This is a genomic window from Gottfriedia solisilvae (assembly GCF_002128405.1).
GTDB classification, from domain to species: Bacteria; Bacillota; Bacilli; order Bacillales; family Bacillaceae_G; genus Gottfriedia; species Gottfriedia solisilvae.
This window is the reverse complement of the sequence record NZ_NETJ01000012.1, coordinates 22877-42678: the sequence shown is the minus strand read 5'-3', so window position 1 is coordinate 42678 and position 19802 is coordinate 22877. Positions and strand designations below refer to the sequence as shown.

Sequence of the window (19802 nt, the reverse complement as noted above, 5' to 3'; positions counted from 1 at the left end):
CTAGCTCCTCGAGGTCATAAGTCAAATACCAGTTAAAGTTAAAAAGCAACTTTCACCGGTCTTCGCCTTATGCTTGTCAGAGCTAAACAGTCGCCTCCACTTTTCTTAAAATACAAATTCATTTCATTGTAAATGATATGGATGTTAAGGTAAAATAACTAAATAGAATGAAATATATGGAGGTGTAACGAAATGAATGTTACAAAAGAAAAAGTTGTACCCCTCCTACCTTTAAGAGGAATTAGTGTATTTCCTGCGACAATTGCACATCTCGATGTAGGAAGAACAAAGTCAATAAAAGCCATACAGGAAGCTAATGATTTAGATCATTTAATTTTTGTGGTTACGCAAATAGATGCAGATACTGAAAATCCTAAGCTAGAAGAGTTGTATCAATTTGGTACATTAGCGAAGTTAACACAAAAGATTACTCTGCCAAATGGTACAGTTCGTATCACAGTTGAGGGTTTACACAGAGGAAAGATTAAATCAATTATTGATCAAAATGAGTTCCTTTCTGCAAAGGTAGAAGAATATCCAGATGCACTAGATGATTCCAAAGAGCTTCGAGCTTTAATGAGAACTCTGTTACAACATTTTAAGCAGTACAGTAAATTATCTAAACGTATTTTACCTGAAACAATCGCAACGATTGTTAAACAGGATCAGCCTGGTAAGTTAGCTGATGCGATGATTGATGCTATTCCTTTGAAGGAAGAAGAAAAGCAAAAAATATTAGCAACAGTTGATGTGACTGAAAGAATACATAGTATCTTGAATTTTCTTCAAGATGAAAAAGAATTACTTAAATTAGAAGAGAAAATTGGTCAACAAGTTAAGAAAAGTATCGATAAAACTCAAAAAGAGTATTTCTTAAGAGAGCAATTAAAAGTGATTCAACGTGAACTTGGTGATCGTGAAGGTAAAACAGAAGAAGTAGATAAATTCTTAACTAAAATAGAAGAAGCTGGGATGCCTGAATCAACAAAAGAGTTAGTTTTAAAAGAATTAGCTAGATATGAAAAACTTCCACCAAATGCAGCAGAAGCAGGCGTTGTTCGTACGTATTTAGATTGGATGGTCTCACTTCCATGGTCACTTGGAACAGAGGATACATTAGATATTCATCGTTCTGAAAAGATCCTAAATAATGAACATGAGGGACTTGAAAAAGTTAAGGAACGAATTTTAGAATATTTAGCTGTTCAACAGTTAACAAATTCATTACGCGGTCCCATTTTATGTTTGGCAGGACCTCCAGGCGTTGGTAAAACTTCCTTAGCTCGTTCAATTGCGAATGCATTATCACGAAAATTCGTTCGTGTATCTTTAGGTGGCGTTCGTGATGAATCAGAAATTAGAGGTCATAGAAGAACGTATATCGGAGCAATGCCAGGTCGCATTATTCAAGGGATAAAGAAAGCTGGCTCTAATAATCCTGTTTTCTTACTTGATGAGATTGATAAAATGTCTAGTGATTTTAGAGGGGATCCATCTTCGGCAATGCTAGAGGTTCTTGATCCTGAGCAAAACAATTCTTTCAGTGATCATTATATTGAAGAGCCTTTTGATCTTTCACAAGTGTTATTTGTAGCAACAGCTAACGATTTATCTACAATTCCGGGACCGTTACGTGATAGAATGGAAATTATAACTCTTTCTGGTTATACTGAGCTCGAAAAGATTAATATTGCGAAAAAGCATTTATTCCCAAAAAAATTAGCTGAACATGGATTAAATAAATCAACTGTTCAAATTCGTGAGAGTGCATTAAGTGCAATTATCCGTCATTATACACGTGAAGCAGGAGTACGATCATTAGAGCGAGTACTTGCGACATTATGCCGAAAAGCAGCAAAATTAATTGTTTCAAATGAGAAACAAAAAATAATTTTTACTGATAAAAATATTGAAGAGTTTTTAGGTAAGAAAACTTTTTCATACGGTCAAATGGAAAATGAAGACCAAATTGGTGTTGCAACTGGTTTAGCATATACTGCATTTGGTGGAGACACGCTTTCTATTGAAGTATCACTGTATCCTGGTAAGGGCAAGCTAACTTTAACTGGTAAGCTTGGGGATGTAATGAAGGAGTCTGCACAAGCTGCTTTTAGCTATATACGCTCAAAAGCAGAAGGACTTGGTATTGATCCTGATTTCTATGAGAAATTAGATATTCATATCCATGTTCCAGAAGGTGCTGTTCCAAAGGATGGTCCTTCAGCTGGTATTACGATGGCAACTGCATTAATTTCTGCACTAACAAATAAACCAATTCGTAAAGAGGTTGGAATGACTGGTGAAATCACATTACGTGGTCGAGTATTACCAATTGGTGGATTGAAGGAAAAAATGCTAAGTGCTCATCGTGCTGGATTAACAACAGTTATAATCCCAAAAGAAAATGAAAAAGATTTAGAGGATGTACCACCTTTGGTTAAAGAAGGATTAACTGTTATCCCTGTTTCCCATTTAGATGAGGTTTTAGTGCATGCTATAGTAGGAGTGAAAAAATGAAAGTAACATCAGCGGATATTGTGATTAGTGCAGTTCGCCCTAATCAGTATCCAGATACACAGCTTCCCGAAATCGCATTGGCAGGCCGATCGAATGTAGGGAAATCATCATTTATTAATAAAATGTTAAACCGTAAAGCGTTAGCCCGTACATCTTCAAAACCTGGAAAGACACAAACATTAAATTTTTTCTTAATTAACGAAAAATTATTTTATGTGGACGTTCCTGGTTATGGATATGCGAAAGTTTCTAAAACTGAGCGTGAAGCATGGGGGAAAATGATTGAAACATATATCACATCTCGTGACCAATTAAAAGCTGTTGTGCTTTTAGTGGATTTACGTCACTCACCAACAAAAGATGATGTAATGATGTATGATTTTCTAAAACATTATCAAATCCCTGTTATTATCGTTGCAACAAAAGCAGATAAAATTCCTAAAGGTAAATGGGATAAACATGCAAAAGTTGTTAGAGAAACAATGCAAATCGAAGAAGGCGATGAATTAGTTTTATTTTCTTCTGAGACTGGTATGGGAAAAGAAAAAGCTTGGTCTATTATTGATCGACTTTGTAAATAAAAAAGAAGCTAGTAGCATATATTTGCCTACTAGCTTCTTTTTTTTGTTCTGTTTAGAGATAAATAAGTTTTTAATTCTCTTTTTGAATCGTTTTAAGCATATTTTCTTCACAATAAATATATAATCGATCAGTTGATTGTAAAGGTAAGTTCTTGAACTTTGGAATATTTAGTTGTTCATTTACTGCTAATAAGGATGCGCCTTTTTTAAATAATTCTAAGTATGCATCTTCATATGTGATCCACTCTTTTAGCGGTGTAATTACATGAATATTACTACCATCAAATTTAGTGTTTAATAGATGTCTAAATATTGTTGAAGTACCAGGATGTAAAGTCGTTTTTGCTATTAATCTTGAAACAGATTCATAAGATAGTACGAAATCATCAACATTAACATGCTTAAAGTTAACAATATGACTTTCTTTTGAAATTTCAACTATTGTATGAATCGGTTTTTGATGTGTTTTAGATAATGATTCTACAGCTGATGCAATCAATAATGTTTTACCATCTTTTAACACACTATCTTCAATTAATGAATCTGCAAAAATACATACTCTTTTCGCGCCGAAAATATTTGCGTTTAACAAAGTATTTTCTATAGATGGGTCGCCTTGTATAAAATGAACTTGTGGATGGTCAAAAGGTGATGTATCTAAATTTTCGATTAAGACAACTTTTGCTGATGGAGAGGAATCAAATAACTCTTCAATAGCATCTTTTGTTTTTTTGGACCAACCGATATAAATATAATGATGATTTTCTTTATACATAATTTTTCCCTCCAACTTCAAACGATGGTACTTTGAAAAGGAATCGACAGTTTTTGAAACTAGCAAACCGATAATACCTACTCCGAATATAAATAAGAACATTCCTAAACATCTTCCTGCTATAGTCTTAGGAAAAAAATCCCCATAACCAACAGTTGTTAATGTTGTCATTGTCCACCATAAGCCATCAAATAAAGTAGGAAATGTCTCAGGTTCTAAAATATGTATAGTAATCGTCCCAAATGAGACAATGAGTATAGAGAGAATTAAAATTGATACATAATTAAATGAAACAAATTTTTTCCATAATGTAAGGAAGTATAGCAATGACAGACCTCCCATAAAAATAGTTAAATCCTTCTAAGTAACGATATGTTTATTTTTTTGAAAATAGAAGGTATAAACCAATCAAGGCAATTAAGACTGGCCAATATTGCTGGAAATATGAAACTTGTGACTGAAGTGAGCTAAGCATTGTTGTAAGCTTTTCATTAAAAAGGAAAAATAAAGACATAATAAATAATAGAATTCCTGGAAGAAGATCTCCTTTACCTCTTTGAGATTGAAATAGCATGCCAATGGATATGATGAGTGTTAATACAGACCAATGATTTGGCCATGAGTCAACATGTGAAATCGCATAAAAGTGAATGCCAAATCCAAGAACGATAAATCCAGGGAATACATAATGTGTTTCTTTACCTTTAAAAGCTTGGACTAAAAGTGCAACTCCTGTAATTAAGATTGGCGTCGTCCAGTATGTAAATATGTTTAGTGAAGGGACATGCCATTTCGAAATAAAGTAATACAAACCAAAGCCGATTAATAGGATTCCAATAAATAAACGATTTTTTTTCATAGCAACTCCTGTTTAACATTTTTTGTAATCACTTTTATTTAAAAATTATTGTATAATAGAATTTGTGTATAATTTGTGTATAATTCATAAAATGTTCAAGATTAATCATTCTACAAATTACAACATTTATGATAGCATATTGAGGTAGAACATAGTTATCATATTTTACCTAATTGATATAGATAAATCGTCATTCTTAAGATAAATAGGGGGGCTTAAAGGGAATGCACATTATTACAATCGGACTTAATTATAAAACTGCCCCGATTGAAGTACGTGAAAAAGTAGCGTTTGCACCTAGTGAACTAGCTGAAGCAATGTGTTCATTAAAAAATGAGAAAAGCATTTTAGAGAACATTATCGTGTCAACTTGTAATCGTACAGAAATTTATGCAGTCGTTGATCAAATTCACACTGGACAATATTACATGAAGAGATTTCTTTTACAAAAATTCGGTTTAAAAGATGAAGAATTGTCTCCATATTTAATCATTAAAACAGGTAATGAAGCGATTGAGCATTTGTTTACTGTTTCAAGTGGTTTAGATTCAATGGTAATCGGTGAAACACAAATTCTTGGACAAGTAAAAGATAGTTACTTACTTGCACAAGAAGATCATGTGATAGGCACGATTTTTAATCAATTATTTAAGCAAGCAATTACATTTGCAAAAAAAGTTCACTCTGAAACTGGAATCGGTGAAAATGCAGTATCAGTTAGCTATGCAGCAGTAGAACTTTCAAAGAAAATATTTAGTAATTTAAAAGGATGTAATGTTTTAATTGTTGGAGCAGGTAAAATGAGTAATCTTGCTTTGCAAAACCTTTATTCGCAGGGTGTTGGCAAAGTTACAGTTATTAATCGTACAACTGAAAATGCAGTTAAGCTTGCATCTCAATTTAATGGAGTAGGTAAAGGTCTAGAATCTTTAGAGGACTCTTTAAAAGAAGCGGACATTGTGATTAGCTCAACTGGTTCGAAAGAATATGTCATAACTGAAAAGATGGTTCAACGTATTGAAAAAGCCCGTAAAGGTAAACCATTATTTTTAGTAGATATTGCGGTACCACGAGATATTGAACCTTCTATTCATAATATAAGCAGTGCATTTTTATATGATATCGATGATTTGCAAGGAATTGTAGCCGAGAATTTAGCTGAACGTGAAAGAGAAGCAGTAAAAATTAAACAATCAATTACAGAGGAAATTGATAATTTCCAATCATGGTTATCTTTATTAGGCGTTGTACCAGTTATTTCTGCTTTACGTGAAAAAGCTTTAGACATTCAATCAGATACGATGACGAGTTTAGAGCGTAAACTTCCACACTTATCTGAAAGAGATTTAAAAGTCATTCAAAAGCATACGAAGAGTATTGTAAACCAGTTGTTACGTGATCCGATTATGAAAGCGAAAGAGATGGGCTCTTCTAAACAATCCGAAGCACAAATTGCTTTATTTAAAGAAATCTTTAATTTAGATGAATTATTGAATGAATCGAATGAAGAAAAACACATGCAAACTGCAAAAGAAAAAGATACTTTACGTGTAAAACAAGAACTGGGATATTTGTAGGAGTGTATAGTGGAGCTATTGGAAAGTAGTTTTGTATACCACTTGATCATCCTATTGTTTGCATGGAGTATTGTTTTTTCGTTTATCGATTTTATTGATACAAATAGACTGGCCAGTAGAGTTGCCTTTTATTTGTTAGCAATTGTTTGGGGATTTTCTACAGTATTAATGATTTACTCAGTCAGCCAATATAGTTTATTTTCCTTCATTACTTCTAGAGAAGGTTTATATGTATATGTTTGGATCATCATTTCTTTATCAATGATTATTAACTGGCTTGTTAAGCTTGATTATTTAGTATTCTTTACGAATGTTGTTTCATTTTTAGTATTTTCATTGTCCATTTTAATTCCGAAAGCTGGAAAAACAGCTACACTTGTTGATCAGTTAAAATCGGAGTTACTATATGTTCATATTGGACTTGCTTTTTTAGCGTATGGTGCATTTACGCTATCGTTTATTTTCTCAGTGATGTACATCTTCCAATACTTTTTATTAAAAAAGAAAAAGTGGTCTAATCACTTAAAGAAATTAGGCAGTTTAGGTAAGTTGGAAAAAATGGTTAATACATTTAATCTATTTGGTGTCCCCCTAATGTTTACTTCCTTGTTTCTAGGTGTGATTTGGGCCAGTCTTAGATTACACTCATTTGTCTGGTATGACATGAAGGTACTTGGATCGTTTTTTGTATTAATCATGTTTAGTACATTTATTTATTTAAAAGTAAGCAACCGTTTATATGGTAAATCCCTTTGCCTATTTAACATATGTTGCTTTTTAGTATTGTTCGGAAATTATGTTGTTTCAAATCTATATTCATCGTTTCATTTATGGAGTACGTAAGGAGCTGTAAACTATGCGTAAAATAGTTGTTGGTACAAGGAGAAGTAAGTTAGCTTTAACACAAACAAAATGGTTTGTAGAAAAACTAAAAGAAGTAGCACCAGATTATAAATTTGAGCTGAAAGAGATTGTCACAAAAGGTGATGTGATTCTTGATGTTACACTTTCTAAGGTTGGTGGAAAAGGTTTATTTGTAAAAGAAATAGAGCACGCAATGCTAACGAATGAAATCGATTTGGCTGTACATAGTATGAAGGATATGCCAGCTATTTTACCTGAAGGGTTAATGATTGGTTGTACACCAAAACGTGTCGATCCAAGGGATGCACTTCTATCAAATAGTGGAAAAGGCTTGATGGATCTTGCACCTGGTTCAATTGTTGGCACTAGTAGTTTAAGAAGAAGTGCACAAATTAAAGCTGTAAGACCTGATTTAGAAATCAAATGGATTCGTGGAAACATTGATACACGTATTCAAAAATTAAGAGATAATGAATATGATGCTATTATTTTAGCGGCTGCTGGTCTAACTAGAATGGGTTGGGCTGAAGAAAGTATTAATGAATATATTGATGAAACAATTTGTGTTCCAGCAGTTGGACAAGGATCACTAGCAATTGAATGTCGTGAAAATGATAGTGAAATACGTGAACTATTAAATAGATTAAATGATGAACTAACATATACAACTGTTGAAGCTGAGCGTGCATTCCTTCATAAAATGGAAGGTGGCTGCCAGGTTCCAATAGCAGGATTTGCGACAATGAATGAACAGAATGAAATTTCATTAACTGCATTAGTTGCAAAACCCGACGGAACTACAATTTTAAAAGAAACTGTCGTCGGAACAAACCCAATAGAAATTGGGGAAGAGGCTGCAAATCTATTAATTAAACGTGGTGCAAAAGAGATTATTGATTCTGTAAAAGAGGCAGCGGATGAATAATTCCTTAAATGGAATGAACATCTTGGTAACTAGGGCAGAACATCAAGCAGCTGAATTAAATCAATTAATTCAGCAGTTTGGTGGTTGTCCAATCAATTTACCTCTTCAAAAAGTTGTACAGATTTCAGTTCTACCCAAAAAGCTTTGTAAATTAGTAGAAGAAACAGATTGGCTTTTGTTTACTAGTGTTAACGCTGTCATTTACTTTGTGCAAAATAGTACAAAAGAATTGATAGAGTTAGTAAATAAGAAAAAAATTGGCGCTGTAGGAGAAAAAACTAAAAAAACCCTAGAAGAGCATGGCATTCAAGTTACTTTTATGCCAAGTCAATTTACTGGAAAAACATTAGCAACTGAGTTAAGTTCAATTGTAGGGGATAAATCAAAATTTTTATTTATCCGTGGGTCACTTGCTAGTGAAACTGTTCCAAACATACTAGGAAAGAATGGACATCAAGTTACTTTATTAACTGTATATGAAACGATTCCAAATACAAATGTGAAAGATGATCTTATTACGTTACTTTTACAGAAAAAGGTAGATGTCATTACATTTTTAAACCCGTTTAGTGTAAAACAATTTTGTTATTTAATAGACGAAACGATTGACTTGAAAGAACTAGAGCACGTTAGTATTGCATGTATTGGTGATGTTACTGCATTAGAAGCTAGTCAAAGTGGGTTAAAACATATTTTAGTTCCTAGTAAATTTACGATTGACTCATTAATCCAAAAAATAGCAGAAGACGTTTCGAGATAACGTTATTCTTTGTAAAGAAGGAGAAAAATAATGAATTATTCAATTCCATTTGATCGCCATCGTCGTTTACGAAAAACACCAGCATTACGTTCAATGGTGAGAGAGACACATTTACATAAAGAAGACTTTATTTATCCACTGTTTGTCGTTGAAGGCAAAGGAATTAAAAATCCTATTAATTCAATGCCAGGTGTATTCCAATTTTCATTAGATGAATTAAAGAAGGAAATGGACGAAATCGCATCTTTAGGTATTCGTTCTGTCATTTTCTTTGGTATTCCTGATGTGAAGGATGCGGTAGGTTCTGAAGCTTACTGTGCTACTGGTATTGTACAAAAAGCTATTACACAAACTAAAGAACAATATCCCGAAATGGTTGTAATTGCTGATACTTGTTTATGTGAATATACAGATCATGGACACTGTGGCGTATTAGAGGACGGATATGTTAACAATGACGAGTCTTTAATACTTTTAGCAAAAACGGCTGTAAGCCAAGCAAAAGCTGGCGCAGATATTATTGCTCCTTCAAATATGATGGATGGATTCGTTGCGACAATCCGACATGCTTTAGATGAGGCAGGATTTGAAAATACTCCAATTATGTCTTATGCAGTTAAATATGCATCTGCATTTTATGGGCCATTCCGTGAAGCAGCTCAAAGTGCACCAGGTCAAGGAGATCGCAAAGCATACCAAATGGATCCGGCTAATCGTTTAGAAGCGTTCCGTGAAGCAGAATCTGATACAGTTGAAGGCGCAGACTTTTTAATTATTAAACCTGCTCTGTCTTATTTAGATATCATTCGTGATATTCGTAATAATTATCACCAACCAATTGTTGCTTATAATGTAAGTGGGGAATATGCAATGGTGAAAGCAGCTGCTTTAAATGGTTGGGTCGAAGAAGAAAAGATTGTAATGGAAAAACTAATCAGTATGAAACGTGCAGGTGCAGATATGATTATGACATACCATGCAAAAGATGCTTGCAGATGGATGTCTGAAGGGAAGTAATCGAAAATGAGATCTTATAACAAATCTATTGAAGCTTTTGAAGAAGCAAAACAAGTTCTTCCAGGTGGCGTAAACAGTCCAGTACGTGCATTTAAAAGTGTAAATATGGCTCCAATTTTCATGAGCCACGGAAAAGGCTCTAAGATTTATGATATTGATGGAAATGAATATATTGACTATGTACTGTCATGGGGACCATTAATTTTGGGTCATTCTAATGAGCGAGTAGTTGAAGGATTAAAACGTACAGCTGAAACAGGTACTAGCTTTGGTGCACCAACTTTAAAAGAAACAGAACTTGCAAAGCTTGTTATTGATCGCGTACCTTCAATTGAGGTTGTTCGAATGGTAAACTCAGGTACTGAAGCGACAATGAGTGCATTACGTTTAGCACGTGGATTCACTGGCCGTAATAAAATTTTAAAGTTTGAAGGATGCTATCACGGGCATGGTGATTCATTATTAATTAAAGCTGGTTCAGGTGTTGCTACACTTGGATTACCAGATAGTCCTGGAGTTCCAGCTGGTGTGGCAGCAAATACAATTACTGTACCTTACAATGATCTTGAAAGTGTTCGTTATGCATTTGAACAATTTGGAGATGATTTAGCAGCAATTATTGTAGAACCTGTAGCAGGAAATATGGGAGTAGTACCACCAGTTGAAGGCTTTTTAGAAGGTCTACGTGAAATTACTACGCAATATGGTACATTATTAATTTTTGATGAAGTTATGACTGGTTTCCGTGTAGGATACAACTGTGCACAAGGTCACTTTGGTGTTACACCTGATATTACTTGCTTAGGTAAAGTAATTGGTGGTGGATTACCTGTTGGTGCATATGGTGGTAAAGCTGAAATTATGAATCAAATTGCGCCAAGTGGCCCAATTTATCAAGCAGGTACACTTTCAGGAAACCCACTAGCAATGACAGCAGGTTTTGAAACATTAAGTCAATTGACTGAAGAAGATTATCATGAATTTAATCGTAAAGCAGACTTATTAGAAGCTGGTTACAAAGCTGCGGCTGAAAAATACAATATTCCACATTGTATCAACCGTGCAGGTTCAATGGTTGGATTCTTCTTTACGAATGAAAAAGTTGAAAATTATGAAGCTGCAAAAACATCTAATTTAGAAATGTTTGCAAAATATTATCAACTAATGGCTGAACAAGGTGTGTTCTTACCACCTTCACAATTTGAAGGATTATTCTTATCTACTTCACATACTGATGAGGATATTCAAAAAACAATTGCAGCTGCAGAATATGCATTTTCTCAATTAAATAATTAATAGAAATAGATCCCATACAATGTAAATGTATGGGATTTTTTCATGGGATTTTGCAGCACTACACTTTCAATGAACAAAGATCATCTATGTGAAAATTAGTTACAATTAAATTTAAGAATTAATTTGATAAGAAAAGTTTTGCTTTGAATCATTTAAATACTGTGTGATAGGAACATAAAGTTTCATTTTTTGTACAAAATATGAATCTTTTTTTCATAATTTTTTCTTTCCTCTCATAAAGATGTATTGTCATAGACCAAAATGGACGATGAGAGGAGGACATTAACGTGTCTTCAGAAAATCAAACAAATATTCGTTTTTCATTGAAAGAAACTGTCTGGTTCCAAAAAGGACAGGAAGTTAAAGAGGTAAGGTCACTCTCGCTAAATCCAGACATTACTATACAGCAATTCGATGAATATGTTCAAGTGAAGGGTGTCTTAACCTTAGAAGGTAATTATACGCCTGATCAGGTGACGCAAGGTGATTACTTCTCATTAAGAGAATTAGCACCTTCAAGACTAGTAGAGGACGTAAGATCGCTAGACGATGGAAGCTGTGAATTACGCCATCAATTTCCGGTAGATATTTCAATTCCATTAACGCGAATTACTGATTTAGAAAATCTTTGCGTTTCAGTTGAGACATTTGATTATCAATTAACAGAAAGAGGCTGCATACAAATTGCTGCTGATTTATGTATTTCTGGACTTCATGATAACCGTGCTGTTGAGTATTATCAGGAGCAGAGAGAACAAAATCAGTATAATCATTATAATTATAGTAATGACTATCGTAGTAGTAATGAGGCTGAAGCAGAAGAACAGCAAGAAGATAGAGAGTTTGAAGAACAATTCCAATTTTTTAACCAACAACCTGTTTCAACTGAAGTAAATGATAAAGAAGATTTATATGGTAGTGATTGGATCCAGTCGTTGGAAAATGACAATCAACAGGAAGAAGATCCAACATTTCCAAGACAACCAACATATCTTGAGGTTTTCCAAACACAGTCTACCGAGACAGTAGAAAACCAAGATGATCAAGAGGCTTATCAAGCAGATCAACAAGAGGAAAACATTACGTTTGAAACACAGGCGGTTGAAAACGTAGAGGAACAATATGAGGAACAATATGAGGAGCAATATGAGGAAGTATATAGAGAAGCTGAAGTGAACTATGAGAATGAAGATGTATATGGTGAATTAGAAGAAAGCTATGAAAATGAAGAAGTCAATCTTGCTAGCCAGGAAAGCAATGTAGATCAAGTAGTATTTCAAGAAACAAGAGAACACGATGTATACGAAACTAAACAAAATGAAGCTACTAGTGAATTTACTCTTCAACCTAGCTTTCTGAACAATGAAGTGAATCCAAGACAAAGCTTTTTAAATAATGAATTTACAACTCAGCAACAAAGCTTTTTAAATAATGAAGCAGTTCAGAAACCAAGTTTTCTAAATAATGATTTTGCTGCACAACAAAACAGTTCGTATAATGCATACAATACGCAGCAACAAAATCCTTTTAATGTACAAAATGATATTCAAAGCTATGAAGAACAGTATAGACGTGCAGTTGAGCAAAGCTACCAGCCTTTTGCAAATAATCAATATCAACAAGCGCCTTTTACTTATAACCAGCAACCACAATATCAAAATCCATATACGCAGGTTAATCCTGCAAATCTGAATGCAAATGATGTACGTCAAACTCCACCATACTATGCAGAATATTATCAAGCCCAAGTAGCAGGTGAAGCTTTAAATGAAGTCTCAGGAGATGATCCTAACGAGGTTTCAAATGCACAAGAAGAAGCTAAAGAGGCTAGAAGTGTGAAATCTGACAATCTGCTCTCAAGTTTATTCACGGGTGAGGGTAAAGAAGAGTCATATACAAAAATGAAGCTATATTTAGCACAAAATGGTGACACGATTGAAACGGTAGCTAAAAAATATAATTTGCAAACTCAACAGCTAAATAGAGTGAACAATTTAAATGATGAATTTTTATCAGAGGGTCAAATTATATACATTCCTGTTACAGCTATAAAACAATAATAATATAGAATGAGCTTTGTATTAGTTTAGATACTTGTCTACTAATACAAGGCTTTTACTCATTTAGAAAGTGAGAGTGACGCACATTGTATACTAAGCCTAAAGATGAAATAAGCGTCATTTTAGCACAATATCATATAATACCAAATTACTTTGAAACTGTTGGAAAAGTAGTGAAAGTTTATACAAACCAAGGGGTATTTGCTTTAAAAGAAGCGAATCCGAGTAGAATCTATCGTAATAATTTAGTTGAAAATGTTCGTTCCTTACAAGATCGAGGTTTTCGCAATGTCGTTCCAATTTATCATACACAAAATGGCGACTATGTTGTTGAATATAACACAAAGCATTACTATCTAATGCCATGGATTGAAAACGTAGATTCAAGATCTGATGAAAATTTACACTTTCAAAGGATGTTTACATCATTAGGGAAGATGCATAACCGGACACAAAAAGAAAAGAAAGTTGATAAAGACCAATTGCAAAATCATTACGATACATTAACTAAGAGATGGAGTAAAGAAAAAGAAGTTTTAGAAAATTTTATTGAAGCAGCTGAAGGTAATTGGTATATGTCACCATATGAATTAAGTTATTGTACTTATTTTCATAAAATATTAAGTGCTCATCAATTTGCTAGTGATCAATTAGGAGAATGGTATAAAAAAATGAAGGAAACAGAAAATACAAGAATTGTGATGAATCATGGTAGTCTTTCGATTTCTCATTTCTTAGTAAATGAGAGAGGCGAGGGAGTATTTATTAACTTAGAAAATGCTCAAGAAACAACGCCAATCCAAGATTTATCAAATTACTATAAGAATTCATTTAAAACCTATCCGATTCAACAGCCAGATCGAAATAATTGGTTGAAAATGTATGAAAAGAACTTTTCATTGAGGGAAGAAGAAAAACTATTATTTATGAGTTATATGGCGTATCCAGTTCAAACTGCAACAAAAATAATGTCCTATACAAAACGGACTGGAAATTTAAATGAAAAAGATCGAGTAAAAGAGTTATTACATTCTTATTGGCATATGAATAATATTGAATTTTTTATATCAAAAATCCAGGAGGATATTGAGGCAGCAAAAATGATAGTAGATTGAGTGCATCTAGTTACAAGACATGATGAATATTTTATCGTACCACTAGAATCTAAAAAAACTAAGCTGGTTGTCCAATTCAGACTACCAGCTTAGTTTCTATCATTCATTCTAATGACATTTTATAAATTGCTTTTTATTTACAGTATCTTTTAATTGCATTCATCAGACTGCTACGTACAAATTGTTTATCCGTAATTTGGTCTTTCGAGAATGAAATTCTTACATTTATTTCATCTGTCCCTAATGAATCAGAAAATAAACCTGTTAATCCTTTTGTTTTACGATCCACTTGAAGAACGATGTCTACAGTTTTATCGAAGCTTAAGTAATTAACTTCTAATTCGTCTAATTTACCTCTAAATTCACCATTCATAGGATAAAATTCAAATTCCTGAATAATTTTACCAAACTTTTTCTTGTTTTCACTTTCTCTTAAGACAAACCCTTCTTCTTGAAGTGCTTGGATAACAGTTTTTAATCCAATTGAAGGAATAACTTGAATGCCATCCGCATCATATTGATCAACTGCTTTATCTATTTCTAAATGAGTTTTAATCCATATATGAGATTTGTGTAGTGAGACTGGTGTATTCTCTGAAAGAGTAAAGAAGAAAGGAATGACAACTTCTTCGCTCGCATTGATTACTCGATCAACAGACACGATTACTTTTTGTAATGTACCATTTTGATGGTAAGTTTTATCATTAGACTCAACTTCATAATCAGTCATTACATGTAAGAAAACAGATTCAAGTTCTTGTTTCACTTTTCCGCCTTTTATATGTAATTCACCTTTTACACGTTCACCTGCTTGGTATTCAGTTTTTTCAAGCTTTGTATCAATTCTCGTTCCTCCAATTCCAAGAACACGAGCTAATGTATTTTTAAATAAACCCATGGTAATCCCCCTCAAACATTATATCTAGATATTATACAATTATCGCATATTTAAATAAGTACTAGTATATGTGAATGTTAAAAATTCATTACAATTCCTTTTCTTATTTAATTTATCGATTAAAAATGTTGGTACAATATTGACACAATAAGAATATTCTAGAAAGAAAATAGAAATACTGTTGACTAAAGTTACGAAAATTTTGTAGACTATAAAATATATTCATATTGAAATGCGTTGATAGGGAAGAGTACAACAAACTAGTTCTTCAGAGAGGAAACCATTTGGTGGGAGGTTTCTAGAAAAAAGAGTTGGAATGTCGCCCTTGAGCAGTGACTTTGAAAGCTTTATGCGACTAGAAGTTTCCGGATGATCCGTTATCTTTTTAAGTGTGTCAGAAATGTTTTAAATTTTTTCTGTTTTTCTGACAAAAAAAGGTGGTACCGCGAATCAAACTCCATTCGTCCTTTTCAAGGATGAATGGAGTTTTTTTATTTTTCAAATATCAAAGAGGAGATGTAATCATGGAAACAAAACAACAATCATTACCAACAAAATATGATCCAAGTTTAGTTGAAAAAGATCGTTACCAATTTTGGTTAGATGGAAAGTTTTTCGAAGCACAAGTAGAATCGGAGAAACCAAAATATACAATTGTAATTCCACCACCTAACGTAACTGGAAAATTACATTTAGGTCATGCTTGGGATACTACATTACAAGATATTTTAACTCGTACAAAACGTATGCAAGGTTATGATGTATTGTACTTACCAGGAATGGATCACGCTGGAATCGCTACTCAAGCTAAGGTAGAAGGTAAACTACGTGAAGAAGGTTTAACAAGATACGATTTAGGACGTGAAAAGTTCTTAGAAAAAGCTTGGGAATGGAAAGAAGAATATGCTTCTCACATTCGTTCTCAATGGGAGAAAATTGGTCTTGGGTTAGACTATACACGTGAACGTTTTACGCTAGATGAAGGTCTTTCTGATGCTGTAAAAGAAGTATTCGTAAAGCTTTATAAAAAGGGTTTAATTTATCGCGGAGAATATATCATTAACTGGGATCCTGCGACAAAAACAGCTTTATCTGATATCGAAGTAATTTACAAGGATGTTCAAGGTGCATTCTATCATATGCAATATCCTTTAACTGATGGATCTGGAAAGATTCAAATTGCAACAACACGTCCAGAAACAATGTTAGGTGATACTGCAATTGCAGTCCATCCAGAAGACGAAAGATATCAAGCAATGATTGGAAAGACTGTAATGCTTCCAATCGTTAACCGCGAGATTCCAATTATCGCAGACGATTATGTTGATATGGAATTTGGTACAGGAGTAGTAAAAATTACACCTGCTCATGATCCAAATGATTTTGAAGTAGGTAACCGTCATGATTTACCACGAATTCTAGTTATGAATGAAGATGGTACAATGAACGAAAAAGCTGGTAAATACAATGGCATGGATCGCTTTGAATGTCGTAAACAAATCGTTAAAGACTTACAGGAGATTGGCGTTCTTGTAGAAATCGAAGAGCATATGCATTCTGTAGGACATAGCGAACGAAGTGGAGCGGTAGTTGAGCCATATTTATCTACTCAATGGTTTGTTAAAATGCAACCTTTAGCTGATGCTGCTGTTGCATTACAAAACTCTGATGATAGTGTTAAATTTGTTCCGGATCGTTTTGAAAAAACGTATCTTCGTTGGATGGAAAACATTCGTGACTGGTGTATTTCTCGTCAATTATGGTGGGGACATCGTATTCCAGCTTGGTATCATAAAGAAACAGGCGAAATCTATGTAAATCAGGAGCCACCAGCTGATCTTGAAAATTGGAATCAAGATAATGATGTATTAGACACTTGGTTTAGCTCAGCATTATGGCCATTTTCAACATTAGGTTGGCCAAATGAAGAAAGTAAAGATTTCCAAGCATACTTCCCTACAAACGTATTAGTAACTGGTTATGATATTATTTTCTTCTGGGTATCTCGTATGATTTTCCAAGGGATCGAGTTTACAGGTAAGCGCCCATTCAATGATGTACTAATCCACGGTTTAGTAAGAGACGAACAAGGTCGCAAAATGAGTAAATCACTTGGTAACGGTGTTGACCCAATGGATGTTATTGAGAAATATGGAGCGGATTCACTACGCTACTTCTTAACAACAGGTAGTGCACCAGGTCAAGATTTACGTTTCAGTATTGAAAAAGTTGAAGCTACTTGGAACTTTGTAAATAAAATTTGGAATGCTTCTCGATTTGCTTTAATGAATATGGAAGGATTCACATATGATCAAATTGATTTAACAAAGGAAAAATCTGTTGCTGATGAATGGATTCTAACTCGATTAAACGAAACAATCGAAAGTGTAACTTCATTAATTGATCGTTACGAATTTGGTGAAGTTGGCCGTGTACTTTACAATTTCATCTGGGATGATGTTTGTGATTGGTATATTGAAATGGCTAAAATTCCTTTATACGGTGAAAATGAAGATGCAAAAAATATGACTCGTTCTGTTTTAGCATATGTTTTAGAAAGTACAATGAAGCTTTTACATCCGTTTATGCCATTTGTAACTGAAGAAATTTGGCAGTCACTTCCTCATAAGGGTGAGTCAATTACAGTTTCAGCTTGGCCAACTGTAAATGCTGATTTAACAAATAAAAAAGCATCTGAAACGATGAAAATGTTGGTTGAATTAATTCGCTCAGTTCGTAATATTCGTGCAGAAGTAAATACGCCTATGAGCAAAAAGGTACAACTGATGATCGCTGCGAAAGATGAAGCAATTGCGGTATCTTTAGAAGAAAATCGTTCTTATATCGAACGTTTCTGTAATCCTGAAGAATTAACAATTTCTACGAACCTAACTGCACCAGAAAAATGTATGTCTGCAGTAATAAGTGGAGCAGAAATTTATTTACCGCTTGAAGGATTAATTAATTTAGATGAAGAGAAAAAACGATTAGAAAAAGAATTAGAAAAATGGACGAGTGAAGTTGAACGCGTTCAAAAGAAACTAAGTAATCAAGGATTTGTAGCGAAAGCGCCTGAATCAGTAATTGAGGAAGAACGTCGCAAAGAAAAAGATTATTTAGAAAAACAAGCTGCAGTTACATTACGTATTGCTGAATTAAGTAAATAATATATTGAAAAGTAACAAAACGACGAATTGAGAGCTATCTTATTCGTCGTTTTTTACGAAAAGGGTGATTGAAAATGGTAAGTACTTATAATGATGCATTAAATTGGATGTTAAATCGAACAAAATTTGGAATCGTACCGGGTTTACAGAGAATGGAAGAGATGTTACTTCGATTGGATCAGCCACATCATCATATAAAAGCAATTCATATTGCAGGAACAAATGGTAAAGGATCAACAATATCTTACATTCAAAGCATTCTATTAGAGGCTGGCTATAAGGTCGGAGCTTTTACTTCCCCTTATATCATTGATTATCGAGAACAAATTATGTTCTGTGGTGAAATGATTGGAAAAGAAGACTTTATTATGTTAGTAAATAAAATGAAACCAATCGTAGAAGAAGTAGAGATACTTCCATGTGGGGCACCAACGGAATTTGAAATTCTGACCACAATGGCATTTTACTATTTTGGCCAAGTCAAAGAACACGACATGTTTCTTGTAGAAGTAGGTTTAGGCGGATTAGAGGATTGTACGAATGTAATAACACCACTAATTAGTATCATTACGAGCATTGGACATGACCATCATCAAATTCTCGGCAATTCAATAGAGGAGATTACTGTACAAAAAGCTGGAATTATTAAAAAAGGTATTCCTACGATTACGGCGGAATTAAAAGAAGAAGCACTTAACATTATTCAAAAAATGGCGATAAAGAATGAGTCAACACTCTTTGAATTTGATAAACAGTTTAAAGCAATCGATATGAATGGTCTGGATCATGAGTGTTTTAACTTTGTTAGTCAACAAAACAAATTTGAACAAATAGAAATTTCAATGATAGGTCAACATCAAATTAGGAATGCGTCATGCGCAATAATGGCAATAGAATTACTAACTGATACATATGGTTTTCAAGTAACTGAAAAAGCATTAAAGTCAGGTTTGAAAAAAGCTTATAGAGAAGGTCGACTAGAAAAAATTTCTACAGAACCGATGATATTAATTGATGGTGCCCATAATATAGAAGGAATACAAAGTCTTGTTCAATCGATCAAATCTCATTTCAATCAACATGACATTACAATTGTTTTTTCTGCATTAAAAGATAAAGATGTGATTGAAATGGTAGAATTACTACAGAATATAACTAAGAATATCACCATGACAACTTTTGATTTTCCTAGAGCAATGTCACATGAAGAATTAATTCATACTTCAGAAACACTAAATGTAGACTATGAAATAAATTTCAAAGAAGCAATAGAGAAAAATGTTAAAAAAATTCAAAAAAATGGGATTATATTACTAACTGGTTCTTTATATTTTATCTCAGATGTGAGAAAATATTTAGTAAATAAACACAATTAGAAAAATTCGTAAGGG

Annotated in this window: 15 protein-coding genes and 1 other annotated feature; of the genes, 12 read left to right on the top strand and 3 right to left on the bottom strand. The window is 33.5% G+C overall.

The window, feature by feature from the left end:
* Positions 1-192: 192 nt before the first annotated feature.
* Together lon and yihA are read left to right on the top strand one after the other, a co-directional pair.
* Positions 193-2517, top strand: coding sequence for an endopeptidase La (gene lon, locus CAB05_RS21445; protein ID WP_088004182.1), 2325 nt, complete (start codon positions 193-195; stop codon positions 2515-2517).
* Complete coding sequence (yihA, locus tag CAB05_RS21440; RefSeq protein ID WP_088004180.1) at positions 2514-3098, top strand: ribosome biogenesis GTP-binding protein YihA/YsxC; 585 nt, start codon at positions 2514-2516, stop codon at positions 3096-3098. The genes lon and yihA overlap by 4 nt, the downstream gene beginning before the upstream one ends.
* A gap of 70 nt (positions 3099-3168) precedes the next feature.
* Here yihA and CAB05_RS21435 read toward each other — a convergent pair whose 3' ends face one another.
* A complete protein-coding gene (locus CAB05_RS21435) occupies positions 3169-4200 on the bottom strand; it encodes an ion channel (protein WP_235821579.1) in 1032 nt (343 codons plus the stop codon).
* 49 nt (positions 4201-4249) lie between these two features.
* Positions 4250-4732 (bottom strand): LiaF transmembrane domain-containing protein, encoded by a 483-nt coding sequence (locus CAB05_RS21430; protein ID WP_088004176.1) that lies wholly within the window; start codon positions 4730-4732, stop codon positions 4250-4252.
* A 224-nt stretch (positions 4733-4956) separates the two neighbouring features.
* On the opposite strand from CAB05_RS21430, the gene hemA reads away from it, so the two are divergent.
* The 8 genes from hemA to ysxE all read left to right on the top strand — a co-directional run bounded on the left by hemA (position 4957) and on the right by ysxE (position 14346).
* Entirely contained in the window at positions 4957-6309 is a 1353-nt protein-coding gene (gene hemA / locus CAB05_RS21425; protein ID WP_088004174.1) for a glutamyl-tRNA reductase, read from the top strand.
* Between the two features lie 9 nt (positions 6310-6318).
* Complete coding sequence (gene ccsA, locus CAB05_RS21420) at positions 6319-7152, top strand: cytochrome c biogenesis protein CcsA (protein WP_088004172.1); 834 nt, start codon at positions 6319-6321, stop codon at positions 7150-7152.
* A 13-nt stretch (positions 7153-7165) separates the two neighbouring features.
* Positions 7166-8098 (top strand): hydroxymethylbilane synthase, encoded by a 933-nt coding sequence (gene hemC, locus CAB05_RS21415; RefSeq protein WP_088004170.1) that lies wholly within the window; start codon positions 7166-7168, stop codon positions 8096-8098.
* A 13-nt stretch (positions 8099-8111) separates the two neighbouring features.
* On the top strand, positions 8112-8858 hold the full coding sequence (locus CAB05_RS21410; protein ID WP_188483312.1) for a uroporphyrinogen-III synthase: 747 nt from the start codon (positions 8112-8114) through the stop codon (positions 8856-8858).
* A 30-nt stretch (positions 8859-8888) separates the two neighbouring features.
* A complete protein-coding gene (gene hemB / locus CAB05_RS21405; RefSeq protein WP_088004166.1) occupies positions 8889-9875 on the top strand; it encodes a porphobilinogen synthase in 987 nt (328 codons plus the stop codon).
* A gap of 6 nt (positions 9876-9881) precedes the next feature.
* Positions 9882-11171 carry a glutamate-1-semialdehyde 2,1-aminomutase gene (hemL, locus tag CAB05_RS21400; protein WP_088004164.1) on the top strand — a complete coding sequence of 430 codons (1290 nt, stop codon included), beginning with the start codon at positions 9882-9884 and terminating at the stop codon, positions 11169-11171.
* A 287-nt stretch (positions 11172-11458) separates the two neighbouring features.
* Entirely contained in the window at positions 11459-13231 is a 1773-nt protein-coding gene (gene spoVID / locus CAB05_RS21395) for a stage VI sporulation protein D (protein ID WP_088004161.1), read from the top strand.
* An 86-nt stretch (positions 13232-13317) separates the two neighbouring features.
* Complete coding sequence (ysxE, locus tag CAB05_RS21390; protein WP_088004159.1) at positions 13318-14346, top strand: spore coat protein YsxE; 1029 nt, start codon at positions 13318-13320, stop codon at positions 14344-14346.
* A 133-nt stretch (positions 14347-14479) separates the two neighbouring features.
* Here ysxE and CAB05_RS21385 read toward each other — a convergent pair whose 3' ends face one another.
* Positions 14480-15244, bottom strand: a complete 765-nt coding sequence (locus tag CAB05_RS21385; RefSeq protein ID WP_088004157.1) for a sporulation protein — start codon at positions 15242-15244, stop codon at positions 14480-14482.
* Positions 15245-15472: 228 nt separating this feature from the next.
* Positions 15473-15716 (top strand) — a binding site (T-box leader).
* Positions 15717-15768: 52 nt separating this feature from the next.
* On the opposite strand from CAB05_RS21385, the gene CAB05_RS21380 reads away from it, so the two are divergent.
* Both CAB05_RS21380 and CAB05_RS21375 read left to right on the top strand, forming a co-directional pair.
* A complete protein-coding gene (locus CAB05_RS21380; RefSeq protein ID WP_088004154.1) occupies positions 15769-18411 on the top strand; it encodes a valine--tRNA ligase in 2643 nt (880 codons plus the stop codon).
* 74 nt (positions 18412-18485) lie between these two features.
* Entirely contained in the window at positions 18486-19787 is a 1302-nt protein-coding gene (locus CAB05_RS21375; protein ID WP_088004152.1) for a bifunctional folylpolyglutamate synthase/dihydrofolate synthase, read from the top strand.
* The last annotated feature ends 15 nt before the right edge of the window (positions 19788-19802 follow it).

Excerpts from the sequence above, each read along its gene's own strand:
- lon (WP_088004182.1), top strand. The coding sequence starts at position 193 with ATGAATGTTACAAAAGAAAAAGTTGTACCCCTCCTACCTTTAAGAGGA.
- yihA (WP_088004180.1), top strand. The coding sequence starts at position 2,514 with ATGAAAGTAACATCAGCGGATATTGTGATTAGTGCAGTTCGCCCTAAT.
- CAB05_RS21430 (WP_088004176.1), bottom strand. The coding sequence starts at position 4,732 with ATGAAAAAAAATCGTTTATTTATTGGAATCCTATTAATCGGCTTTGGT.
- hemA (WP_088004174.1), top strand. The coding sequence starts at position 4,957 with ATGCACATTATTACAATCGGACTTAATTATAAAACTGCCCCGATTGAA.
- hemC (WP_088004170.1), top strand. The coding sequence starts at position 7,166 with ATGCGTAAAATAGTTGTTGGTACAAGGAGAAGTAAGTTAGCTTTAACA.
- CAB05_RS21410 (WP_188483312.1), top strand. The coding sequence starts at position 8,112 with ATGAACATCTTGGTAACTAGGGCAGAACATCAAGCAGCTGAATTAAAT.
- hemB (WP_088004166.1), top strand. The coding sequence starts at position 8,889 with ATGAATTATTCAATTCCATTTGATCGCCATCGTCGTTTACGAAAAACA.
- hemL (WP_088004164.1), top strand. The coding sequence starts at position 9,882 with ATGAGATCTTATAACAAATCTATTGAAGCTTTTGAAGAAGCAAAACAA.
- CAB05_RS21385 (WP_088004157.1), bottom strand. The coding sequence starts at position 15,244 with ATGGGTTTATTTAAAAATACATTAGCTCGTGTTCTTGGAATTGGAGGA.
- CAB05_RS21380 (WP_088004154.1), top strand. The coding sequence starts at position 15,769 with ATGGAAACAAAACAACAATCATTACCAACAAAATATGATCCAAGTTTA.
- CAB05_RS21375 (WP_088004152.1), top strand. The coding sequence starts at position 18,486 with ATGGTAAGTACTTATAATGATGCATTAAATTGGATGTTAAATCGAACA.